General features: G+C 66.5%; 17 protein-coding genes. 13 read left to right on the top strand and 4 right to left on the bottom strand.

The genetic code is table 11. The features are described 5' to 3' along the window. Positions 1-10: 10 nt before the first annotated feature. Positions 11-907, bottom strand: a complete 897-nt coding sequence (gene gnd, locus LZC94_23400; GenBank protein ID WXB20151.1) for a decarboxylating 6-phosphogluconate dehydrogenase — start codon at positions 905-907, stop codon at positions 11-13. A 322-nt stretch (positions 908-1,229) separates the two neighbouring features. On the opposite strand from gnd, the gene LZC94_23395 reads away from it, so the two are divergent. After that, on the top strand, positions 1,230-1,463 hold the full coding sequence (locus LZC94_23395; GenBank protein ID WXB20150.1) for a hypothetical protein: 234 nt from the start codon (positions 1,230-1,232) through the stop codon (positions 1,461-1,463). Positions 1,464-1,725: 262 nt separating this feature from the next. On the opposite strand, the gene LZC94_23390 is transcribed toward LZC94_23395, so the two are convergent. Then, positions 1,726-2,082 (bottom strand): MarR family transcriptional regulator, encoded by a 357-nt coding sequence (locus LZC94_23390; protein WXB20149.1) that lies wholly within the window; start codon positions 2,080-2,082, stop codon positions 1,726-1,728. Between the two features lie 422 nt (positions 2,083-2,504). On the opposite strand from LZC94_23390, the gene LZC94_23385 reads away from it, so the two are divergent. From LZC94_23385 to LZC94_23375, 3 genes are all read left to right on the top strand, one after another. After that, positions 2,505-2,903: a cytochrome c gene (locus LZC94_23385; protein ID WXB20148.1), complete on the top strand. Its 399-nt coding sequence runs from the start codon at positions 2,505-2,507 to the stop codon at positions 2,901-2,903. Positions 2,904-3,174: 271 nt separating this feature from the next. Further along, positions 3,175-3,834 (top strand): sterol desaturase family protein, encoded by a 660-nt coding sequence (locus tag LZC94_23380; protein ID WXB20147.1) that lies wholly within the window; start codon positions 3,175-3,177, stop codon positions 3,832-3,834. A 703-nt stretch (positions 3,835-4,537) separates the two neighbouring features. Further along, entirely contained in the window at positions 4,538-8,074 is a 3,537-nt protein-coding gene (locus LZC94_23375; protein WXB20146.1) for a protein kinase, read from the top strand. A gap of 270 nt (positions 8,075-8,344) precedes the next feature. Here LZC94_23375 and LZC94_23370 read toward each other — a convergent pair whose 3' ends face one another. Next, complete coding sequence (locus LZC94_23370; GenBank protein ID WXB20232.1) at positions 8,345-8,749, bottom strand: response regulator; 405 nt, start codon at positions 8,747-8,749, stop codon at positions 8,345-8,347. Between the two features lie 155 nt (positions 8,750-8,904). Between LZC94_23370 and LZC94_23365 the strand changes: the two genes are divergently transcribed. The 6 genes from LZC94_23365 (at position 8,905) to LZC94_23340 (ending at position 14,761) form a co-directional block, all read left to right on the top strand. Then, on the top strand, positions 8,905-9,462 hold the full coding sequence (locus tag LZC94_23365; protein ID WXB20145.1) for a chalcone isomerase family protein: 558 nt from the start codon (positions 8,905-8,907) through the stop codon (positions 9,460-9,462). Positions 9,463-9,676: 214 nt separating this feature from the next. Continuing rightward, positions 9,677-10,891 (top strand): hypothetical protein, encoded by a 1,215-nt coding sequence (locus LZC94_23360; GenBank protein WXB20144.1) that lies wholly within the window; start codon positions 9,677-9,679, stop codon positions 10,889-10,891. A gap of 52 nt (positions 10,892-10,943) precedes the next feature. Then, on the top strand, positions 10,944-11,387 hold the full coding sequence (locus LZC94_23355) for a PilZ domain-containing protein (protein WXB20143.1): 444 nt from the start codon (positions 10,944-10,946) through the stop codon (positions 11,385-11,387). Beyond that, a complete protein-coding gene (locus LZC94_23350) occupies positions 11,384-11,839 on the top strand; it encodes a PilZ domain-containing protein (protein ID WXB20142.1) in 456 nt (151 codons plus the stop codon). Before LZC94_23355 ends, LZC94_23350 begins: the two co-directional genes overlap by 4 nt. Before the next feature lie 75 nt (positions 11,840-11,914). Beyond that, positions 11,915-13,411, top strand: coding sequence for a hypothetical protein (locus tag LZC94_23345; GenBank protein WXB20141.1), 1,497 nt, complete (start codon positions 11,915-11,917; stop codon positions 13,409-13,411). A 282-nt stretch (positions 13,412-13,693) separates the two neighbouring features. Then, positions 13,694-14,761, top strand: a complete 1,068-nt coding sequence (locus LZC94_23340) for a hypothetical protein (protein ID WXB20140.1) — start codon at positions 13,694-13,696, stop codon at positions 14,759-14,761. A gap of 170 nt (positions 14,762-14,931) precedes the next feature. Here the strand turns inward: LZC94_23340 and LZC94_23335 are convergent, their stop codons facing one another. Continuing rightward, complete coding sequence (locus LZC94_23335; GenBank protein ID WXB20139.1) at positions 14,932-16,980, bottom strand: hypothetical protein; 2,049 nt, start codon at positions 16,978-16,980, stop codon at positions 14,932-14,934. Between the two features lie 139 nt (positions 16,981-17,119). Between LZC94_23335 and malQ the strand changes: the two genes are divergently transcribed. From malQ to LZC94_23320, 3 genes are all read left to right on the top strand, one after another. Then, positions 17,120-18,748 (top strand): 4-alpha-glucanotransferase, encoded by a 1,629-nt coding sequence (malQ, locus tag LZC94_23330; protein ID WXB20138.1) that lies wholly within the window; start codon positions 17,120-17,122, stop codon positions 18,746-18,748. A gap of 44 nt (positions 18,749-18,792) precedes the next feature. Beyond that, on the top strand, positions 18,793-22,122 hold the full coding sequence (gene treS / locus LZC94_23325; protein WXB20137.1) for a maltose alpha-D-glucosyltransferase: 3,330 nt from the start codon (positions 18,793-18,795) through the stop codon (positions 22,120-22,122). Between the two features lie 242 nt (positions 22,123-22,364). After that, on the top strand, positions 22,365-23,789 hold the full coding sequence (locus LZC94_23320) for a VWA domain-containing protein (GenBank protein ID WXB20136.1): 1,425 nt from the start codon (positions 22,365-22,367) through the stop codon (positions 23,787-23,789). Positions 23,790-23,796 lie beyond the last annotated feature (7 nt).

The raw sequence follows: 23,796 nt of genomic DNA, 5'->3' as shown, positions 1-23,796 counted from the left end.
AAAGATGCGTCTACGCCTTTTTGACCGCGTGGCCGCCGAATTCGTTCCGGAGGGCGGCGAGGACGCGCAGCGAGAACGCGTTGTCCTGCCGCGAGGCGAAGCGCGCGAACAGGGAGGCGGCGATGGTGGGAACGGGCACGGCGTGCGCGACCGCTTCGTTCACGGTCCAGCGTCCTTCGCCCGAGTCTTCCACGTAGGCCTTGAGACCATCGAGGTTCGGGTTCTTCTGGAACGCGCTGGCGGCGAGCTCGAGGAGCCACGAGCGCACCACGCTCCCCTGGTTCCACACGTTGGACAAGTTGCCGAGATCGTATCCGAACTCGCTCGCGCGAAGGAGCTCGAACCCCTCGGCGTAGGCTTGCATCATCGCGTACTCGATCCCGTTGTGCACCATCTTGGCGAAGTGACCCGCGCCCGCCTTGCCGAGGTAGGCGACGCCGTCCTTCGGTGCGAGCGTGAGAAGAGCCGGCTCCACGTGCGCATAGGCCGTAGGGTCGCCGCCGACCATCAGGCAATAGCCGTTCTCGAGGCCCCAGATGCCGCCCGAGGTGCCCGCGTCGAGGAAGCGCAGCTTCTTCTCGGCGAGCGCCGCCGCGTGGCGGATGGAGTCGCGGAAGTTCGAGTTGCCGCCGTCGATGACGATGTCGTTCGGCGAGAGCAAGGTCGCGAGCTCCTCGATCGTCTTCTCGGTCGGCGCGCCCGAGGGCACCATCACCCATACCGCGCGCGGTGCACTCAGCTTCGCGACGACGTCCTCCAGCGAGCGGGCCCCCGTCGCGCCCTCGTTGGCCAGGCGATCCACGGCGGCCGAATCGCGGTCGTACGCCACGACCTGATGACCGCCGCGGAGCAGCCGCTTGACCATGTTTCCGCCCATTTTGCCCAGGCCAATGATTGCAATCTGCATCGTCGTCGTCCTCCTGCCATTGAGTGAGCCGCGGTGCTCGGAGCTACCGCCTTAACGCGATAGGATCGATGGAGCGAGAGCGGCACCCCCTTCGTGCACGATCGCCGCTGCCAACGTCCAAGCGAGGGGCGAGCGCATCCGTGAGGCTGCGCAAGGATACTCGATTGCCATGCCCCACACCTATGGGGCACGCAGCGAAAGCGTCCCGTCCGATCTCGCCAGCACGAGGGGGCCCGCATTGCACTGGCCCGCGTGATGCTTAGTTTCCGGGTGGTGCGGGGATGAGGAGCTCGTAATGAAAGAAATAGGACAAGGCGCGAAGTTGATCGGGTTCGTCCAGGTCCATGTGGGCGCTCGTATTTTTGCCCTTCCCGTACAGGCGGTGAAGTTCGACCGGGACCGTTCATCGATCCCGCCGGGCGGCTTCTTCAGCGACGAGGCGGGGCAATACGGCATCCTGGTCGACGGAGACGCCTCACCATCGGATGTTCAGGCCCAGATCGCTGCGGCCTCTGCGGAAGCCGTTCGCTACATCTCGGGCCGCTATCTGAATTGAGCATCGCCCGCGCCTCACGAAGGCGCGCTTGACACGCGCCCAACCATGTTTACGAGCCCACGTCAACGAGGGGACGCATACGCCGCACGCGGCTAGACGCAATACGCGAAACGAGCACGCGGCGCGATGAGCGCGTTCACGGCTGCACGCGCAAGTCGCAAAGGACTACCAGGTAGGTCGAGCGGGTGCAGTTGCATCGAAATGCACCCGGCGCACCAACTGCACCCGGTCACCCGATAACAGCGCGGGGTTGACAAAAACGTCAACGCGACACTTCGTCCGCGGGGCCAATCGCTCGGGCGAGGAGCTCCAGCGCGTCGGTCACCCGTTGGCGATCGGCGCGCGGGAGCTGCTCGAGGACCGCGGCGAAGGACGTGCTCGATCCGGCGGCCACCGACTCGGCGATACGCTTACCGCGGGGCGTAAGGCGCACGTCGGTCTGGCGGGCATCGTCCGCGCCTTTTTTTCGTGAAATAAGGCCACTGCGCTCGAGACCGGACAGGTTGCGGCTGGCCGTCGATGGATCGATGCCGAGTTGCTCGGCCAACGACGACGTGGAGACGGCACCGCGCTCGAAAATGAGCTGCAACGTCTCCGCCTGCTGGGGCGTAACATCCACCGCCCGCGCACGCTCCCTGCTGATACGGCCGAGAGCACGGGCAACGATATGAACGGCGTGCACGAACCTCTCCTGGTCGGCCATGGGGGGGACCTGCATCCTACAAGTTTGGTGGCGACGTCAAGCGGCGCGAAGTTCCCCATCATGCCCTCTTCGGAAATCCTTCGGGAAAAATCGTCGCGCCCCGCAGACGATTTCTGCCATCGCGGTTGTCGCGACCACGACACGACAATCCTGGCTGATTGAATTCACGACAGGCCACCTCCGTCCTTCGGGCTCGTAGGTTTCCACTGCTCGTGTCGGTCTTGTTTCTTGTTTGCGTCGGCGGGGGCACGGAAGCGCGGGAGCTCCGGGGGTGGGGCATCGGGGTCCCACTGGCGTGCACGGCCCGCGAGCGACTAGAGTTCGAACGAGAGGCGAGCATGACGAAGACGAACAAGACGGTTCTTGGCCTGGTGGCGGCCGTGATGATGGGCACCGTCGCGTGGGGCGCCGGCTCTCTTGTTTTCCCCTCCACCGCGCGAGCCGGCGACGCGCCCGCGTGCGGCTCGAAGGACAACCCCTGTCCGCTTCAAAAGTGGATGCGCGTGAACATGGGGCCCGCGCTGGCCGCAAACGACCTTCCCGCGCTCGCGAAGGTCCTCGACAAGTCCGGCGGCCTCTCGCCCGATCCCTCGTGGGAGTGGGCCGCCATCGCCAAGGCGGGGGGCGATGCCGCCCGCAAAGGGGACTTGGCGGGCGCCAAGGCCTCGTGCAAGTCCTGCCACGACAAGTACAAAGAGTCGTACAAGACCAAGTTCCGCACCAAGGCCGTCAACTAACGTCGACGCGGCCCACGCGGTCCCATGCGAACGGGCGCTGCAAACTCGATTTCGCGGTGACGGAAGTTCTTCTGCAGCCACCGCACGCCTGCACGGCGCACGCAGCACGAAAGGCCAGACCGGGGCGGGGAGCAGAGCAGCAGACCGGGCGCGCCGCCTGGGGCGCACGTCGTTTTCGACCGGGCAAAGGGCTTTTTTCGGCTTGCCGTCGCCCTTATGGTTCTCTAGCGTAACGACGAAACATGGTCTCGTGCGTCGAGGATCGATTCCGATGAATGCCGCGAAGGCAAATTTGAGGCGTCCCGAAACGACGCGCATGTTCGAGAGCGATTTTCTCGAGTGGTTCTCGCGCATCCACCCGGCCACCCCCTTCATCGCCTGGATTCCCGTTTCATCGTACGTGGTTTACCGAAGCGCATCGCGCGGCGATCTGTCCGGTTTGGGCATCGCAGGCTTGTTCCTGCTCGGGGTCTTCGCGTGGACCCTCGCCGAATACGTGCTCCACCGCTACGTGTTCCACTGGACGAAGGACACCCCGCTGGGCCGGCGCATCCACTTCTTGGTGCACGGCGTTCACCACGACTTCCCGAACGACAAGGATCGGTTGGTGATGCCGCTGGGCGCGAGCATCCCGCTCGGCGTGATCTTCTACGCGCTCTACTACTTCACCATGGGCCCTCGCCTCGGTGAGCCGTTCTTTGCCGGTTTCGTCATCGGCTACCTCCTTTACGACGGCACCCATTACGCCGTGCACCACTTCAAGCAAACCACGCGCATCGGCAAGTTCCTGCGGCGCCATCACATGATGCACCACCACGCCGACCACGACGGCGGCTTCGGTGTCTCGTCGCCGCTCTGGGACCTGGTCTTCAACACCATGCCGCAGCCGCAGAAGCGCAAGGCGTCGACCGAGACGCCCGTCTCCACGTGAACGCGACGTGAGAGCCCGACGTGAAGAGTGAGCTCCAAGCTCGGCCCATGTCGAGCTGAGCATGGAAAGGGAACCGCCAGGAGCGCAAGCCCGTTGGGGGGCTGCGCTCCCGGGTTCCGGCGAAGTACGGCCAGCTACCTCTGCGCCACCGACTGCATGCTCTGCACCGAGACGCGGGCGACGGAAACCGACTTCGTGTGGTGATCCAAGCTCGAACCCAATCGAGCTCCGACCGCAAAGGCAAGCGCGGATCCGATGATTCCAAATGCCCCCATGGCAAGCGACCGGCGCAACCTCGACTTGGACATGAAGTGCCTCCTCTGGTGGTTGGTGCCTCGCGGCAATGCCGCGCGTCAGAAAGAGTGAAGCCCTCTAACCTTACCGGGATGGCGAGCGGGTTCAACCGAACCGGCGCGATTTTGTCGCAGCTTTTGGGGAATTGACCTACGTTGGACTCAGCCTGGTCGTCTTTTGCTGGCCGTACTGGAAGGTTTCCGTCCCATATCGGTTCTCGAAGGAGCGAACGCGCGCTCGCCTTACCCCCACGTTCATCGTTCGTTCATCTTTTTGTACGATGGTCGATGTCGTCTTTGTTGCCGCGGGATCGCTCCCGTGTTGGTCTCGTTTCGTTCGATTCGATTTCCATGATTTGCGTCGAATTCCTGCTGTGAATCGACGCGAGGACTTAAGCTAAGCTCCCACCATGTCGCAGGGCGACAAACCGGCATCGATTCCTCCTGAGTCTGGGACGCTGCTTGCGCAGCGCTATGAGGTGATTCGCGAGCTCGGTCGCGGCGGCATGGGGGTCGTGTACCTCTGTCGCGATCTCGTGAGCGGCGAACGGGTCGCGCTCAAACGGCTGCGCACGCCGGATGAAGCAAAGGGCCAAACCCGACCCGAGGAGACGTGGTGGTTTCATCAAGAGGCGCGCGCCGTGGCCGCCCTCGAGCACCCCACGTTGGTGCGCGCCCGCGACTTCGGCACCTTGGCCGACGGCTCGCCGTACTTGGTCATGGAGGCGCTCCCGGGCCGCAGCGTGCACGAGTGGATGCACACCACCACCTTGCCGTGGCCGGTCATCTGGGCGCTGGTCGATCAAGTGCTCGCCGGCCTCGCGCACGCGCATGCACGTGGCGTCATCCATGGCGATCTCAAGCCGTCCAACGTGATGCTCGATCTGGCGACCTCGGGGCGGGGGCCGCGCGCGTACATCCTCGATCTCGGCCTCGCCTGGCTTCGTCAGCAGCGCCACGACCCACGGCTCGATGGTGCGCCGCAGCCCGAGCTGGCCACGCACGCGGGCGCCGGCACCGTGGGGTGGGTCGCGCCCGAGCAGATTCGCAAGGCGGCCACCTTGGTGGGCCCGCCCACGGATCTCTACGCGCTCGGTTGCATCGTCTACCGCATCTTGGTCGGCAAAGAGGTCTTCGAGGGGACGGCGCAGGAGGTCCTGCGCGCGCACAAACGAACTCCGGTGCCCCCGCTCACCCTCGCGGCCGGCGTCCCCTCGGGCGTGAGCCCGTACGTGCAGAAGCTGCTCGCGAAGCGCCCGTGGCATCGCTACGAGTACGCGGCCGACGCCCGGCGCGCGTGGGCCCGCTTCAAGCCGAACGAGTCGGCCACCCTCGAAGAAGTGGTGGCCGCGGGGCCCGCGCCGCCCGTCGCACCCTCGTCGCGTCCTGCGCTGGGGCGCGCGGTGGCCGCCGCGCGCTCCCTGGCGCCGGGGCTGCTCGGCCTTCGCCCCTCGCCGCTGGTGGCGCGCGAGGAAGAGCGACGGCTTTTGTGGGATATCGTCGAGCAGATGGCCGCGCCGGGCGGCCCCTCGCGCGCGCTGGTGGCGCTGCTCGGGGAAGCGGGCGTGGGCAAGAGCCGCCTGGCCTCGTGGCTGTGCGAGACGGTGCACGAGCACGGAATGATGGTGCCGCTCCGCGCGCGCTACGGCCGCATCCCCACGCCGCTCGACGGCGTGACGGGCGCGGTCAACGCGCACTTCGGCCTCGAGGGAGCCGATCGCGCGCTGGTCGAGCAGACCCTGATCAACCGCTGGGAGGTCGCCGCCGACAACGACGAAGAGCTCACCTGGGTGGCCGCCACCGCCGAGTGGCTCCGGCCCACGCCGCCGGGCACCGTCACGCCGCTGGGGCCTTCGGGCAAGCGCTTCGTGCTCGACACCCCCGAGCTCCGCTGGGTGGTCATCCGCAAAGTCTTCGAGCGCATCGGCCGCGATCGCCCCATTCTTCTGTGGTCCGACGATCTGCACCAGGCCTCGCCCAACACCTTCGAGGTGCTGCGGCGCATGCACCAGTCGATCGGCCGGCCGGGCGGGCGCGAGGTCAAGCTGATGGCCATCGCCACCGCCCGAAGCGAAACGTTGGCGAGCGATCTCGACGCCGCGCTTCGCATGGAGTCCGCGCGCGCCGAGTGGAACGGGCGCGTGCTCGAGCTCAAGCCGCTCGCCAGCGACGAAACCGACGCCTTGCTGCGCTCCACCTTGCCGCTCGACGACGCCGCCGTGGAGCGCGCGCGCGCCCAGAGCCGCGGCAACCCGCTGTTTGCGCTGCAGCTCCTGCACGCGTGGGCGGGCGGCGGCTACCTCAAATTGGAGAAGGGGAAGTACCGCGTCCCCGACAGCGCGCTCTTGGGCCGCGCCATCACCACCGCCGAGCTCTGGGACGAGCGCCTGCGCGCGGTGCCCACCGAGCTGCGGCTCGCCGCGTATGCCGCCGCGGCCTTGGGCGAAGACATCCGCGGTGAAGTGTTGAAGACCTTGGTCGCCTCCTTGGGGATGGACCCGCGCGACGCGCTGGTGGGGCTCACGCGCGCCCAGATCCTGCTCGCGTCGGGCAACGACCAATTCCGCTGGCCGCACGCGCTCTTGCTCGAGCACCTCTTGGTGCGGCTGCACGAGCGCAAGGACGCACCGGCCATCTTCCGCTTGGCCGCCAATGCGCTGGGCAAGCACCCGGCGGTGGGCTCGCGGCGCATCATGAAGCACCGCGTGGCCAACCTGCTCAAGGCGGGCGACGACGACGTCGCGGCCAACTTGATGTTCAAGTTCATCCAAGGCTCCTGGCGCCGCGGACGCGACACCGCCGCGACCTTGCGCGATCTGGAGCTGCTCGCCGGCCATGTGAGCGGAACCACCGCCGCCGAATACGCCTATTGGCGCGCCGAGGCGCTGCGGCACACGGGCAAGCTCGAGGAGGCCCGCGATCAAGCCGAGACGGCGCGCCGGGCCTTCGCCGAGGCGGGCGATTTGGGCCGAGAAGCGCACACCTTGCGCTTGCTCGGGCACATCGCCTCGGACCTTGGTCACCCGGCGCACGGGCGGCTCCAAGTGGTGCAAGCCCTCTCGCACTTCGAGCGCGAGGGCGACGAAGCCGGGTACGCGCAAGCGCAGGTGGTGCTCGGCGAGATCGACTACCTGCTCGGCGAGCACGCGCGGGCGCGCGACGTGCTGCATCAAGCGAGCGTGCGCTGCAGCGCCGTGGGCGATGCGCTGGGGCGCGCGCAGTGCCTCATCTTGATGGCCATGATCTCCACCGCCGTCGGCGGCTACGATCTCTCGCGCGAGCTCCTCATCGAGGCCCGCGCGGAGTTCGACGCCATGGGCTATCGCCTCGGCCTCGCGCAGTGCGACGTGGTGCTCGGCCACGCCGATCACCGCGCCTTCGACTTCGAGCGCGCGCGCGCCCGGGCGCTCTCGGCCCGCTCCTCGTTCCGCGAGCTGCAAAACCCGCGCGGCGAGGCGGCGTGCGAGCGCCTCCTGGCGATGATCGCCATCGACACCGAGGACTACACCGCGGGCGCCTCGCACGCGAAGGTCGCCGGCCGCCTCTACGACACGCTCAAGGATCCGTGGGGCGACGTGGAGGCCAAGCTGCTCCTGGCGCAGGTCGCGCTGGCCCGCGGCGAGCCGGGTGCTTCCGCGCTGCTCGCGGCGTGCGACGCCATCGTGCTGGACGAGGCGGAGCCGCGCCAGCACCGCCACCTCACGCGCGCCTGGCTGGCGCAGAGCGAAGGGCGCTGGGTCGAGGCCGCGCAGGACATCGAGCTGGCACGCACCGCGTACGGTGAGCGCACGCGCACGGGCGACCATGCGCCGCAGCTCCTCGCGCGCTTTGCGCGTATGCGCTGGGAGGAGCCCGCCACGGCCGCCATCGACCTATGGCTCGACTCCATGTCCCGGGAGAGCCGCCTCGGCTCCGAGTCGGCCCAGTGGCCGACGTGGGCGAGATAGCCGATTTGGTGCTATACGGTCGCGCCCATGAGCACACCCCAAGATTCCCCCCGTCGTAACAAGAAGAAGGCCCGTCGCACCAAGCAGCTCGCCGAGTGGCGCGTGAAGAACGAGGCCAAGCTCGCCGCCGAAGCCAAGGCGAAGCCGGCCAGCTGATCGCTGCGACCAACGCGCAAAACGCGGCCAACGCGTTAGCCGCTGCGAGCGCGCAAAACGCGTCAAACGCGATAGCCGCTGCGAGTGCGGCCAACGCGGCCAACACGATAGGCGCTACGGTCGCGGAGCCGAGCAACATTGCTCGACTTTTTCGAGCAGCGTATCGAGCGCGAGCGGTTTGTAGATGAACGCCTTCGCATGAAGTGCGGAGGCGTGTTCCTTGGCTTGGCCGGATGCCGTAACGATGACAACGGGAATTTCTGCTAGCCGCGGATCTTGGCGCTGGTGAAGGCAGAACTCCGCCCCGTCCATGACGGGCATCATGAGGTCGAGCAAAATGAGGTTGGGCGGGGGATTGTCGCCCCGCGCACATAGCTCACGCAGGTAAGTGAGCGCTTCACGTCCATTGGAAGCGCACGCGACCGTGTAGCCCTCGTCCTCGAGGATCATGCTCAAGGTTTCGCGGATGTCGGCGTCGTCGTCGACAACCAGGATTGACCGTTGTGCTCCAGAGCCCATGTGCCGGATCACTTTACGCGGATTTTTGTTTCGTCTGGAATGAAGCCTCGCGCGACTTCACCGTCTATACGGCTGCGGTCCTAGCTGCACAGTACGGCTGGGTAGCGACCGAGCCGTTGGTGTAGTGTGGGGAGGAAGCCCTCACGAGGAGAATCATGAAAATCGCCAAACGTCGCCTCTGTCTGACGCTCGTTTTAGCTCTGGCCTGTCTAGCTTGTTGTGTCGCGAACGCCTTCGCGCTCGAGCGACTTTCGAACGGTTACTACCACACGGGGGACGGCGTTCGGCAAAAGAAAATCCTGTTCGCCAGCGTGGATGTCTATGCCATCGGCCACGAGATGAAAGAGCTGCCGCCGGCCAAGACGAAGCAGGCGGTCATCGACGCCGACATCAGCAAGCGTTTCATCTGGAAGATGAAGCGCGACGTGGACTCCGAGAAGATCCGCAACGCCCTCACCGAGGCCTATGCGATGAACGGCTTCAACGACCAAGCGAAGATTGGGCCGTTCTTGGGCGTCTTCCAGAAGGAGCTCAAAGAAAACCAAATCGTCACCATCACCTACGACGCGGACAAGAAGACGACCACGCTCGCCGTGCAAGGTGGCGCGAGCGCGACGGTGGCGGGCATCGATTTCATGAAGGCGACCTGGCGGATCTGGTTCGGAAAAATCGACCAGCCCTCCCTGGGCGATGCGCTGATCAACCGGCTGTAAATTTTCGAAGGCTGCTTACGTTCGCTTCGTTGGCCTCGGTGGGGTCACCGGAGCTCCGATCGAGCACGTGGGCGGGCGCGGTCACGGTCACGTGCGCGGGAGGACGGCGGCGGGCGGGGTGGAAGTGCGAGAGGTCGGTAACATGCGCGTAGAGACAAGTCGCGACGCAACAGTTAGGATCCTTTTTCGCACGCCCCGCGCGCCGGAGGTCTCCTTGGACAAGCCTCAGACGAAGAACGATCTCAACGCCGCTGTTCCGAAGTTCTGCTTAGCGGTCGAAGAACATCGACGAACCCCCGAGGGACGGGTTCGTACCAGCCAGGAGTTTTTGAACCACTTCTTCGCGTACGACGACGAGAAGGCGAAAGACCAACTCTTTCGCTATCTGCCGAACGACGTGCGCGGTCCCATCCTCGCCCACTGGGGCATTCGCGGGCTCAAGGCGGCCGTGCGTGACACCGACGAGAAGGTCGAATCCGTCGTGCACGACGCGCTGGTGGCGGGTGACGTCGATCACGGGGCGTTCGAGCTGGGTTTGCCGCCCGACGTGGTGGTGCGCTGGGTCCCGCTCTCCTCCTGGTGGACGTTCTGGCGCGGGGGAAAGCTCTCCAAGAAAGCCATCCACAAGGCGCTGGAGACCGGCTACGAGCTTGGCCTCTTCGATGCGCGATGGTTCCTCGACACCGTGGAGGGTCGCGGCGGCAAGCTACGGGGCACCGATGTCATCGCCGAGGGCCTCACCAAGGCCGATTTGACCGAGTGGCTCAAGAAGATCCATCAATCGGGCGACGGCTCGCCGCGCGGGATCTTGGCCGCCGTGGGCTGGGACAAGCTGGTGTCGCAGACGCCGAACGATGTGCTCATCGGGGCCCTCGACGCGCTGGCGCTCAAGGTCGGCTTGGTCCACATCGCCGACTCGGACATCGAGCGAAGCCTCTCCAATCTATCGCTGGATCCGTTGAGCTCCGGGCCGACGTCCGAGGCCGGCGGGGCGGAGGCCACGCCGCGCAAGCGCCTCACCGACACGCCCGAGGTCCTGGTGGGCGAGACCGAGGTGGGCACGTTGACCGACGACGGCATGGTCGTCATCATCGACGACGATCCCTCGTCGGACGAGGAGCCTTCGGCGTCCAGCACGTCGTCCCAACCCGGCACCTTGGCGTCCGGTGGCACCAGCGGCACCACGTTGCATGGCGTGGCCATTCCTCCGCTCCCTCCGTTGCCGGGGGTCTCGAGCTCCGGTCCGGAGTCGAGCCTTGGGGGCTCGGGCAAGTACGAGGCGCCGGCCTCGCGCCTGGGGGTTCCGCGCAGTGACCGAGGGGATCTGCTGCGAAAGCTCAGTGAGGAAGACGAGGATCAGACCGCGGTCTTTACGATGGTCGAGAAGAATTCGCCTGCGAGCGGGGGCGGCGGCGGCTTCCGACGGTAGGTCGATGTCAGCAAATTAGACCGAGCCCATGCCGGGGGGATAGGGTTGGCCCGTGGAGGTCATCGGCATGGGCGGTTTTTTGGTCCCGGTGCGTGAGCGGAAGACTCCGAGGCATGCGGTGCGCTTCGATTGCCAAGTGGTGCGCGAGCGCGACTTCAAGCTGCTCGGCGAGCAGGCCATCGATCTCTCGGCGGACGGGATGCTGGTGCTGACGGACCAGCGCGTTCTCACGGGGGAGGAGGTGCTGGTGAGCTTTCGCGTGCCCAACCTGCGCGCGTGGTTCGATGCGGAGGCCACGGTCGCGCGCGTGGTGCACGGGCGAAGGCCGGGGGATCGCGGTCGCGGCGCGCTGGGGCTGCGCTTCTCGCGCTTCGGGCGGATCGACTCGAGCTATGTGAAGGCGGGCCTCTACCGGTACCCGCCGACCTTGCCCGGGCGCGAGCCGCGCATGGACTACGCGGAGTCGGTGGCCCGCATCATGATGGGCGCGGCGTGAAGACCGCCGGCCTTTCGATGGCGTTGCTCCAGCAACGCTCGGTGATGCGCCACGCGATCGAGGTGCCCTGCCAGATCGTGCGCGAGCGGGACATGAAGCTGGTGGCCCGGCGCTCGATCGATCTTTCACCCGAGGGCATCCTGGTTCCCTCCGAGTCCGACGTGAGCCTCGGCGACGAGCTGATGGTCTCATTTCGCGCGAGCGATTTCGGAATTCTATTCGCGGCCCAAGGGCGGGTCGCCCGCATCCTCGAGGGCCGGCGCGCAGGCGACCGCGGTCGCTGCCTGGGCGTCTCCTTTCGCCTGAACGCGATCGCCCGCCATATCCTGCGCGGCGGCCTGCGCCGTGTTCCACCGCCCATCCCCCGACGCGAGCGCGACCGTCGCGTCGACTACGCCAAGACGGTGCGCGCGATCGCGTATGGAGTAGACCACTTTTATTTCGACGATTAGAAGAGCCGGATTCGACTCGTAGAAGCAAAAGAGGCGCTCGGGCGCTGGGTTCGGGAGCATCGCGCGGCGTGGGTCGTGGTGGTGCTCTCGTTCGTGTATCGGTTGCCGCCGCTGCTCGAGGCGGCGGATACGAACTCGGACGCGGCCATCGTGGGCCTGCAGGCGATGCACATCCTGCGGGGCGAGTTTGCGTGGCTGCTCTTTGGGAGCACGTACCAGACGTCGGTCGACTCGCTGGTGGCGGCCGCCTGGTTCGCCGTGCTCGGCCCGACGCCGTTCGCGCTGATGCTGTCGGCGCTGGTCGGGCATGTGGTGCTGACCTTGTTGGCCTACGGCACCCTGGCGCGCTATGTGTCGAAGGCGTGCGCGGCGTGGTTGGTGTTGCCGCTGATCTTCTGCCCGGCGGCGGTGCATGGCAATGCGCTGTACCCGCCGCGGCAAGCGGCGCTGACCTTGGTGTTCGCGGCGTTGTTCGTGCTCGATGGCGCCGACCGCGCGCGCGGGGCTCGGACGCGCGCCGCGGCGGGTGGGGTGCTCTCCGTCGTGGCCTGCTTCGCCGATCCTTACGCGTTGATCTTTCTGCCGCTGATCGGGCTGCACCTGGTGTTCGCGGCGTGGGGGGGGACGCGCGCGCTGGGCGCAACGGCGGCCCGGGTCGGTGCGGGGGTGGTGGGGATGGTCGTAGGGACCATGCCGCTGGCGCTGCTGCTTTCGAGCCCCGGATCGCGGCATGGGGAGACCAAGCTGACGATGGACGTGCTCGCGCACAACTTCGCCATTTTGCGCGAGGCGTGTCTGCCGTGGGTGCTCGGGACCAAGGTTTACGCGCCGCTTCACGAGATGGATTACGTGCCGTGGGTGGCGCCTCCGGCGGTGGTGGCCGTGCAGTGGCTCGGGGTGGTGGCGCTGGGGGGGTTGTTGGTGGTGGCCGCCTTCGCGCCACGGGTGCCCTGGGCGGTGCGGCGGATTGGCCTCGTGGGGCTGGTGGCGGTGCCGCTCACCGTGGGGGGCTTTCTGCTTTCGCCCATGGTCATGGACCATTTTTCCGCGCGCTACTTGGTAGCCATGATGCTTTTGCTGCCGTTTGCGCTGGCGCCGGCGGCGTATGCGCTGACCACCCGACGGTTTGCCTGGTGCGTGGCCCCGTACCTGGTGTCGGCGGCCGTGGGGGGATGGGTGGCCTATGCGCCGGCCACCGAGGGGTTTGCCGTTCGCACGAACCTCTCGCGCGACGACGAGGCGATGGGCGCGCGGCTGCGGGGGCTGGGGGTGCACGTGGCCATGGCCGACTATTGGGTGGCGTATCGGGAGACGTTCGTCTTTCGGGAGGACCCCATCGTGGTGCCCTCGCACCTGGCGCAGGATCGGTATCGGCCGTACCGGGAGGTGTTCGCGCGGGGAGGGGAATATGCGTACCTGGTGGACCGATGGCGTTCGGAGGAGTCGGAAGTGACCATTCGGGAGCGGTTGGAGCTCGCCGGAGTACGCTTCGAGCGCATCGAGGAGGGGGATCTGGTGGCGTTCGTGGTGCGCGCGCCGCCCGGGAAAACACCTGGTCTTGCGTCGCGTTGAGTAAGATTGAGCAAGAATAGGTCCTGGACGTTTGACAGCGTTGTCGCGGGCCCCGTACCTTGGGGCGCTATGGGTCGGGCAGAAAAAGTGGCGAAGCTCGAGGCTTTGCTCGAGCGTGTTCAACGAAGAGCATCGCAACCACGTGCACATGAATCGGGGGCCGTGACCATCGCGGCACCTCGTGCCGACGAGTCGCCCGCGACGCGAAGGCGTCCCGTTCCCGTGGAGGTTCCCCCGCCGCAGCATACGCCGCATACGCTGCCCACGCGTCCCGTGCCGCCCATGTCCACGCCGTCTCCGCGGCGTACGCCGCTTGCGGCCGCTGCGCCGCCGCGGGCGGTCGCCGAAGACGTGGGTCGGGTGAGCGATGTCGGGCGGATCAGTGAGGCTGCGCGGATCAGCGAAGCGGGGCGGATCAGCGAGGCTGCGCGGGTGAGCGACGCGGGTCGGGTGAGCGACGCGGGTCGGGTGAGCGACGCGGGTCGGGTGAGCGACGCGGGTCGGGCGAGCGATGCAGGGCGGATCAGCCAGACGCCTCCGCTCTCGCCGCGCCGTCAGCCGGTGGCCACCGAGCCTGCGCCGTTGCCCGTTGCGGCTGCGCCCACGTTGCCTGCGCTGGGAACGCCGCGCGAGGTGATCCTGACGCCGACGGCCACGGCCATCAACCCGCTGGCCGCGGAGCAGCAACAGCAGCCGCCGCCGCGCATCCACGTCTCCCCCGAGATGACCGCGCCCGTCTCGGCCGAAGAGGTCGCGGCGGCAGCGGCCGCCATGAACCGCGTTCCGACGTTTCCGGACTCCTGGCCGGCGACCGATAGCGCGGCCGCCAAGGCGCCCGCGGTTTCGGCGTCGGCGACCCCGTCGGTCGAAGTGTCCGAGCCGCCGCGGCCCAAGTTCGATTTGGCGGCCGATGGCAACGGCACCAAGGACGTCTACCTCGAGGACATCGAGGAGCCGACCCGGCCGCTCATGCAGCCGCCGCGCACCGGGGCATCGAAGCCTGCGCAGCAGCTCGCGGCCGACAAGGCGGCCGCCGACAAGGCGGCCGCGGAGAGCTCGCCCAAGACGCGTCCGGCGACCATTCCCTTCGATGCCTATCCGCCGTCGCGCGAGGTGTCTTCGGCGCCGCCGGCACCCGCCTCCGAGCCTGCGAGCCCGCGCGCCATGGTGGTGCCGCGTGAGGTCGAGAATCAGCCGGCGTTCTTGAGCAACCTTCGACCGCAAAAGGAGAGCAAGGGCAGCAGCGCCGGCGCGATGGTGCGCGCGCTGGTGGTGCTTCTGGTGCTCGCGGCGGCCGCGTACGTGGCGTACAGCAAGGGTTACTTCAAGGCGTTTCTCGAGAAGAAGTAAGCGGACGGTCGCCACCCAACGTCTCCCCGGGAGCACGCTTATCGAATCGCTTACGGAACGGCGTTCCCAAGCGCACGGACCTCTCCGAGCGCGGCTCCAGACGGAGCGTTCCGAGCGCGCTTCCGGACGGAGCTTTCCGCGCGCTCGGACGATGTCACCTTCCGGGCCGACTACAGATCGACCGCATACACCAAGCTCGCCTTGGGCTGACGCGTCACGCGCTCCGTGATGGCGTCCATGGGGACCAGCTTGCCGTCGACGTATTTCTTCGTCAGGGCGAGGACGGCGTTCTTGTCGCCGGTGGCCATGGCTTGGCCCACGACCTTCATCAGCTTGTCGGCGGCGGCGCCGAATTTGTCCGGGTGAAGCGTGAAGGCGCCTTTGTCTTCGCCGTTGGCGGCGAGGGCGGCGGGGTCGAAGGAGATGGCGCCTTCGTCCATCAGGAAGCCGAGCTGGATGGCGGCGAGTTGGCCGTAGGGCTTTCGCTCGCCGGTGGGCGCGTACATGCCGCGTGAGATCTGGCCGAAGGCCCAAATGACGCCTTGGAGATGGGCGCGATGCGCGGCATCGGCGGCGATGATGGAGCGCTTCTTGAGGAGCTCGGCGAAGTAGAAGGCCCCGGTCTCGGCCTTGAGCTCCTCCATCATGGATGCCAGGCCGCCGCCGAACGCCTGCTGCGTCGTTTGGCCTTTGTAGCTGTACTTGGCGGCGGGCCCCAGGTTGTGCGTAGCCTCGTGCAGGATGACGGTGAGCAAGCTCGCTTTGGAGTCGTCTTGGTAGATGGCCATCGTCTCCTTGCTCAAGAGCGACTCGGCTTGCTTGCGGCGGAAGCGGAGCGAATCCGGATCCGAGAACAGGTTGGACATCACCATCGTGCGCCCCCGGCTCTCGCCCGCCACCGGTCCGAAGTTGGGCAAGCTTTGCCCCGCGGTGCCGCCGATGGGCTGGCGATCGTCGCCGGCGTTGATCACGATGTCGATGAAGTCCGGCAAGTGGAAGCTGACCTTGCGCTCCTTGTATGGGCCACCGATGCGCGCGGCCAGCGACTTTTCCATCTCTTGCTGCACGGGCGCCAGCTTCGCCTGCCACGCCAGGGAGTCGCGGTTGATGAGCGCGAACGACACGTGAAAGCCCGCCTTGTGCGAGCAGGGCTCCCAGTAGGTCTCGTCGGCGCCGATGCGCAGGTAGTACTTCGAGTTTTGCGCCGACATCTTGGCCCAGGCTTCGTCGGCCCGGAACCAATCGTTGTCGAGGAACGCCTGCGCCGCCGCCGCGGTGTACGCTTTGAGCGCCGCCTCTTTGGGATCGACCAGCGCCGCGGCCGCCGCGCGAAGCTCGCCCGCGATCGCCGCCATCGTGTCCTTGTACGCTTGGCTGTACGGTACCGGCTCCAGCTTCCCGCCGTTGTCGCGCACGACGGTGAAGGGATCGAGCAGCTTCTTGGAGTTGGGGTTCTTCTCCAAGGTGTCGCAGAACTTCGCCTGGCTCTGCAGCGCGCGCGGGTACACATCGACCAGCGGGGCGGCGCCGGGGATGGCGCTGCAGGCCGGGTTCTTCTCGGTCTTCGGGCCCGCGCACTTCGGCCCGCGATTGCGGTAGAAGAGCGCCGCGCTCGCCGGATCGTCGGCCGGCAGATCCTTGCTCAGCCCGAGCACGCCTTTTTGCGTGAGGTACAAGGTGTCGATCAGGTCCGACGCTGCGAAGATGTGGCGCGCGAACGTCTTTTCCTCGGCCGAGAGGCCCGTGAGATCGGTCTGCACGAGCGACACGTAGCCTTGGTCCAGATCTTCGGCCACGAGCTTGCGGCGCTCCAACTCACCCGCGGCCGCGCCGGACGGCGCCGGAGGCTCGCCTTGAAGGAGCTTGGCGAAGGCTGTGTCGAACGCCGGTGTGAACTTGCCATTCTCCACCCACCGAGGCGTTTTGGCGATGGGCGTACCACTGTAAAAGAGAAGCGACACGACCTCGTCGGGATCCATCGCGCGGTTCTGATTCTTGTCCGCCACCCAGTAGAGGGGCAGGTTGTGCCGGACGGCGAGTCGATTCACCTCGTCGCGCCCGAGCGCGGCATAGTTTGGTGCCGTTCTTGCGGCGGGCGCCGTCGATGCGGTGTCGGCAGGGTTTTTGTCGGCCGGGCCGGGCGGGGGCGCCGCAGGGGGACCCACGGTTTCGGTGGGGCCGCCGCACGCCGGCGCCCCCCATGCAAGACCCAACGCCACCGCCGCCATCTTAAATCGAGACAAACTCATGGTCGGCGAGATTGCGGCCGCATCCGACGTGGGACAAGCATCTTTTGCGGAATCGGCGTTACTTCCTCATTGACTCGGCATGCCCATTGGAGCACCTAGGTCTTCTGGATTGACCCCGCTCCACGCGGGCCCCCCAGGAACGAACTTGGACGAGACCCGACACGTCCCAAAGCTTAGCGAACGCACGAGCGGCGTCCTTCTGCACCCGACGAGCCTCCCGGGTCCTTATGGATCGGGAGACCTCGGTGCCGCGGCGCGCCACTTCATCGACTTTCTGGTCGCCGCCCGACAGCGCTGGTGGCAGATGCTGCCGATCGGACCCGTCGGGTACGGCAACTCGCCCTACAGCGCGCTATCGGCCTTCGCCGGCAACCCCTTTCTCATCTGCCTCGATCGCTTGGCGGAGGAAGGCCTGATCGAGCGCAGCTCCTTGCGGGATGACCGCCCCGACCCCAGCGGCCCGGCCACCAACTTTCCGCACGATCGCGTGGACTATGCGCGCTCGGCGCAGTACCGCATGGCCCATCTGCGCGCGGCGTTCGCCGCATTCTCGGCCTCCACGCGCGGCGGCGGTGAAGCGCGCGACGCCTTCGAGGCATTTTGCGAAGAAGAGCGGCACTGGCTCGACGACTTCGCCTTGTACGCGGCCATCAAGAGCGCCCACCGCGAGACGTCGTGGGCGGTGTGGCCGGCGGTGGCGCGTTTGCGCGAGCCGGTGGCGCTCGAGGCGCTGCGCGCGGAGCTCCGCGACGAGATCGAGCTGCACCGATTTTTGCAGTATCGATTCAACCGCGATTGGCGACGGTTGCGTGCGTATGCGCACGAGCGCGGCGTGGGGCTGATTGGCGACTTGCCCATTTTCGTGTCGCACGACAGCGCCGATGTTTGGCAAAAGCGCCACCTCTTCGCGCTCGACGAAAATGGCATGCCTACGGTCGTCTCCGGTGTGCCGCCGGATTATTTCAGCGCGACGGGCCAGCGTTGGGGCAATCCCCTCTACCGATGGCGCTCGCGCCGGCGCGATGTGTACGACTGGTGGACGGCGCGCTTCAAAACCACCTTGGCGCGCTTCGATGCCGTGCGGCTCGATCACTTCATCGGCTTTCAACGATATTGGGAAATCCCCGCCACCGAGCCGACCGCCGTACGCGGCCGCTGGATGAAGGGGCCTGGCGCGCCGTTCTTCACGCACGTGAAGAAAAAGTTGGGAGAGCTCGGCGCGCTGCCGCTCATCGCCGAGGATCTGGGCTGTGCCACCCCGAAGGTGCGCGCGCTCCGCGACAGCTTCGGGCTGCCGGGCAGCCGCGTTCTTCAATTCGCGTTCGGCATCGATCCCCAGGCCTCCACCTTCTTGCCGCACGTCTATCCGCGCCGCGCGGTGGTCTACACGGGCACCCACGACAACGACACCACCGTCGGCTGGTTCAACGAGGCCGGCGGCGGCGAGAGCACGCGCCCCCCGGAGCAGGTCGAGAAGGAGCGCCGCGCCGCGCTTGGCTATCTCGGCGCCGCCGATGGCACGAACATCCATTGGGACATGATCCGAATGGTTCAATTGTCCGTGGCCAACACGGCCATCGTCCCCATGCAGGATCTGCTCGGCTTGGGCTCCGAGTCGCGCATGAATCGGCCGGGGCAGGCGACGGGCAATTGGGAATGGCGCTTTCAAAAATCCGACCTCACCCACGAGCTCGCCGACCGATTGGGCTCGTTGACGCGTACCTACGGGCGCAGTTGAACCTCTACTAGACAAGTCTTCCAGCCAATTCCGGAGTCGTGCCGATGAGCGCGAAGAGCAAGGCGAGAAACGGTTCGGACCGACCGCAAGCCGTCGATCCCCAATGGTACAAAGACGCGGTCATCTATGAAGTACGCACGCGTTCGTTTTACGATAGCAACGGCGACGGCATTGGTGACCTCGCCGGCCTGACGGAGAAGCTCGATTACTTGCAGGACCTCGGGGTCACCGCCCTCTGGCTCCTCCCTATTTGCGCCTCCCCCGGGCGCGACGATGGATACGATATCTCCGACTACTTCGAGGTGCACCCCGACGTGGGCACCATCGCCGACTTCCAGCACTTCGTGGAGGAGGCGCACAAGCGCGGTCTGCACATCATCACCGAGCTGGTTCTCAACCACACCTCGGACCAGCACGCGTGGTTCCAGCGCGCGCGAAAAGCGGCGCCCGGCTCGGTCGAGCGCGACTTTTACGTGTGGAGCGAGACGCCCCAGCGCTACCAGGAAGCGCGCATCATCTTCAAAGACTTCGAGCCCTCCAACTGGACGTGGGATCCGGTCGCCAAGGCGTATTACTGGCACCGCTTCTTTGCCCATCAGCCCGATCTCAATTTCGAGAACCCGGCGGTGCAGGAGGCGCTGTTTCAGGTGGTCGACTTCTGGCTCGGCATGGGGGTCGACGGCGTGCGGCTCGACGCGGTGCCGTACTTGTACGAGGCGGAGGGCACCAACTGTGAGAACCTCCCGCAGACGCACGCCTTTCTGAAGAAGCTCCGGCGCCACATCGATTCGAAGTTCGAGGCGCGCATGCTCCTGGCCGAGGCCAACCAGTGGCCCGAGGACGCCGCGGCCTACTTCGGCGATGGCGACGAGTGCCACATGAACTTCCACTTTCCGATCATGCCTCGGATGTTCATGTCGATTCACATGGAGGATCGGTTCCCGATCATCGACATCCTGGCGCAGACGCCGCAGCTCCACGCGAGCTGTCAGTGGGCCATGTTCTTGCGCAACCACGACGAGCTGACCCTCGAAATGGTCACCGACGAGGAGCGCGATTACATGTATCGCGCCTACGCGCACGACAGCGCCATGCGCATCAACCTCGGCATCCGCCGCCGCCTGGCGCCGCTGGTCGGGAACGACAGGCGCAAGATGGAGCTGCTCAACGGCCTGCTCTTCTCGCTGCCGGGCACGCCCGTCCTCTATTACGGCGACGAAATGGGGATGGGGGACAACGTCTATTTGGGCGATCGCAACGGCGTGCGCACGCCCATGCAGTGGAGCATGGATCGCAACGCGGGCTTCTCGCGGGCCAACCCGCAAAAGCTCATTTTGCCGATCATCATCGATCCCGAGTACCACTACGAGTCGCTGAACGTCGAGGCGCAGCAGAACAACCCCAACTCGCTCCTGTGGTGGACCAAGCGGCTCATCGCGCTGCGAAAGCGCTTCTTCGCGTTCGGGCGCGGCACCATCGACTTTTTGAGCCCCGAGAACCCGCGCGTCCTCGCCTTCTTCCGCGAGTACGGCGAGGAGACCATCCTGGTGGTGGCCAACTTGTCGCGCTTCGTGCAGTACGTGGAGCTCGATCTCTCCCGCTACCGCGGCGCGGTGCCGGTGGAGCTCTTCGGCCGCACCAAGTTCCCCGCCGTGGGCGACAACCCGTACATGCTCACCTTGGGCGGCTACGATTTTTATTGGTTCTCGCTCGAGCGGACCAAGACCGACGTGCACGAGGTGCGCATGTCGCTCTACGAGATCCCGCAGCTCGAGAGCCTCACCCTGGAGGAGATGTTCGAGCGCGAGCCCGACGCCCTGGAGGAGGTGCTGCTCGGCTTCCTCGAGACGCGCCCGTGGTATGGCGGGCGGGGGCGGATCATCTCGTCGTGCCAGCTCACCGAGCGGCTCGTTCTGCAGGGCGGGGTCGGCATCGTGTTCTTGCGCATCGAGTACGCGGAGGGCGATCCCGAGACCTACGTGCTGCCCATCGCCACGTGGGCCGACGCGCTCTCGAACACCGCCGATGCGCGCGTGCCGCATCACGCGGTCATCGCCAACATGCGCCTCTCGTCGTCCGAGGGCGTGCGCACCTTGCTGGTGGACGCGCTCGAGGCGCCGCAGCCGGCGCGCGCCCTGGTGGAGGCCATCGCCAAGGGCGAACGAAAGAAGGGGCGCCTGGGGGAGATCACCGCGTCGTTCACCGAGCCGGGCATCGACGTGGGCGAGCCGCGGGCGGTCACCTTGGAGAGCTTGAACGCGACGTTGAAGTTCGCCGATCGGTTCGTGCTCAAGTTCTCCCGGCGCCTGGAGGAAGGCGTGAGCCCCGAGATCGAGGTGGGGCGCTTCATCGGCGCGCGCGCGAGCGAGTTGGTGCCGCGGGTGGCGGGGGATCTCGAGTACCGCGCGGGCCGCGCCGAGCGAACCACCTTGGCCGTGGTGCAGCACTTCGTGCAGCACGAAGGGACGATGTGGACGCACGCGCGCGAGGAGCTACGCCGCTACTACGAGCGCGCGCTCACCAAGGGACGCGAGCTCGCGCCGCCGGCCGCGCCGACGAGGCCGCTGCTCCAGATGGCGTTCGAGAGCCCGCCGTTGGAGGTAGGAGATCTCATTGGAGCGTACAAGGATGTAGGTGCACTTCTAGGGCAACGTACGGCGGAGTTGCACCTCACGCTGGCGTCGGCGCCGGATGATCCGGCGTTCGCCCCGGAGCCGTTTTCATCCTTTGATCGTCGCTCGGTTTATCAAAGTTTGCGCAACCTCACGGGGACGGTCCTGCGTACGATGCGCGCAGAAATTTCCCAACTGACCATGTCGCAGGCGGAGACGGCGCGGACGATCCTGGCGCACGAATCGGACATTTTGAAGCGCTTCGAACCGCTTCTGTCGCGCAAGCTCACCAGCCTGCGACTGCGCTGCCACGGCGATTACCACCTCGAGCAAGTGCTCAATACGGGCCGGGACGTGGTGATTCTCGACTTCGAGGGCGAGCGCTCGCGCGCGCTCGCCGAGCGGCGCCGCAAGCGAACCCCTTTGCGGGACGTGGCGAGCATGGTGCACTCCTTCCACCACGCGGCGTTCACCACGTTGTTCGACGTGACGATGGTGCGCGAGGCCGATCGCGCGCTGGTCTTTCCGTGGGCCATTCAGTGGTACACGTGGATTTCGGCGACGTTCATGCGCGCGTACCTCGAACACACGGCGGCCGCTTCGTTCCTGCACGCCGATATCGAGGAGGTGGCGCTCCTGCTGGATGTTTTCATGCTCAGTAAAGCGCTGCACGAGTTCGAGGCGGAACTGAAGAGGCCCGAAAAACGGGTCGACATCGTGCTCCACGAGATCGCGCAGCTGCTCTCCGTTCAAGCCCCCTGACGCGCGGAAAAACGCGCGTCGCGCGCGCTCCCACCATCCCTCGATTCCTAGCCACACGCAAATCGTCCGAAGCCCAGCGACACCTATTCGGTTAATGCCGCGTCCTACATAGGAGACGCTGCATCGGACGATGGAGTGGAGTCCGCGTCGCGGCGCGGCTGTGAACAGGGGGCGAAGGCCCGGCGAAACGTGGCCAGGAGCCAGCGAGGCGCGTGCAGCGCCTCATGGTGGGGGATTGACGGATGGCAGAGCGCTCGGAAAAAGGGAAGGTGGCGGTCGTCGCCATGTTGTTGGCGGGCGGCGTCGCTGCCTCGTGCGGGTCATCGGAAGAAGGATCGGGGAGTACGGATCCGGGAGGCGATCCGAGCACGGCAGATAGCGGCGGAGGCGGTAACGTCATCGACCCCGGTGGTGGCGGGTTCAACTCGCGAAGGGACGGCGGGGGCGGCGGCGACTCGGGCGGGTTCAACGCGTGCGCCGCCGACTCGCAGCGGGGCAAACCGGTGCCGCTCTCCATGGCCATGATGCTCGACTCGTCGGGATCGATGTGGCTCCGGACGCAGTCGGGCGAGTTCAAATGGGAGGTGCTGAAGAAGGCGCTGGGCTCCTTCATCAACGATCCCAAGTCATCCGGCATCGGGATCGGGCTGCAGTACTTTCCCCGCTTCCAGAACAATATGCCCAACCGCTGCACGGAGAGCGCCCAGTGTGGAAGCGCGGGGCCGTGCGTGCTCAAGGCGTGCAACGACGCGCGCGGCGACCACTGCACCGCCGATACGGACTGCGCCCAGGGCGCGACCTGCAGCATCACGCTCGGGCAGTGCCACGAAGAAGGCGAGTTCAAGTGCCGGACCGACGCCGACTGCAAGACGTCGTACGGCGACTACGGCACCTGCGATCCGATGATCGCGAGCTACTGCGCCGGCGGGCAGGACAGCTGCAACATCCCGGACTACTCGCAGCCCGAAATTGCGTTTGCGGAGCTGCCGGGCGCGGCGGGGGCGGTCACCGACTCGCTCGCCACGCACTTCCCCAATGGGTATACGCCCACGTCGGCCGCGCTCAAAGGGCTCGAAAACATGGCGCAGGCGCAGATGCAGGCGCACCCCGAGCACAAAGTCGTGGGCGTATTCGTGACCGACGGGCTCCCGACCAAGTGCGATCAGAGCATGCCCAACATCGCCAGCATCGCCGCGGGCGCGCTGGAGGCGGGCATCAAGACGTACGTCATTGGTGTGTTCGCTCAATCCGAGGAGCCGCAAGCCAAACCCAACTTGGATTTGATCGCCAACGCGGGCGGGACGGGGACGGCGTTCATCGTCAACACCGATCAGAACGCATCCTTGGAGCTCTTGAAGGCGCTGAGCGCCATCCGCGGCAACGCGCTTCCGTGCGAGTTCGCGCTGCCGCTGCCTTCGACCGGCGTGCCCGACTACGGGAAGGTGAACGTGCAGTTCACCGGCGGGGGAGGCGATCAACGGCTCTTCCCCTATGTGGCCAACGAGGCCGCATGCGACGCCGCAGGCGGATGGCACTACGACGTGGACCCGGCGGGCGGCACGCCGGCCAAGGTGCAGCTGTGCCCCACGTCGTGTGACTCGATCAAAGCCGACGCAGCCGGCACTATCGACATTCTGCAAGGCTGCAAGGACGCCGTTGTGAAGTGAACTCTCG

It is taken from the genome of Sorangiineae bacterium MSr11954 (assembly GCA_037157815.1).
Taxonomy (GTDB): domain Bacteria; phylum Myxococcota_A; class Polyangia; order Polyangiales; family Polyangiaceae; genus Pendulispora; species Pendulispora albinea.
Note: the sequence above shows the minus strand (reverse complement) of the source record. Positions and strands in the feature narration are given on the sequence as shown.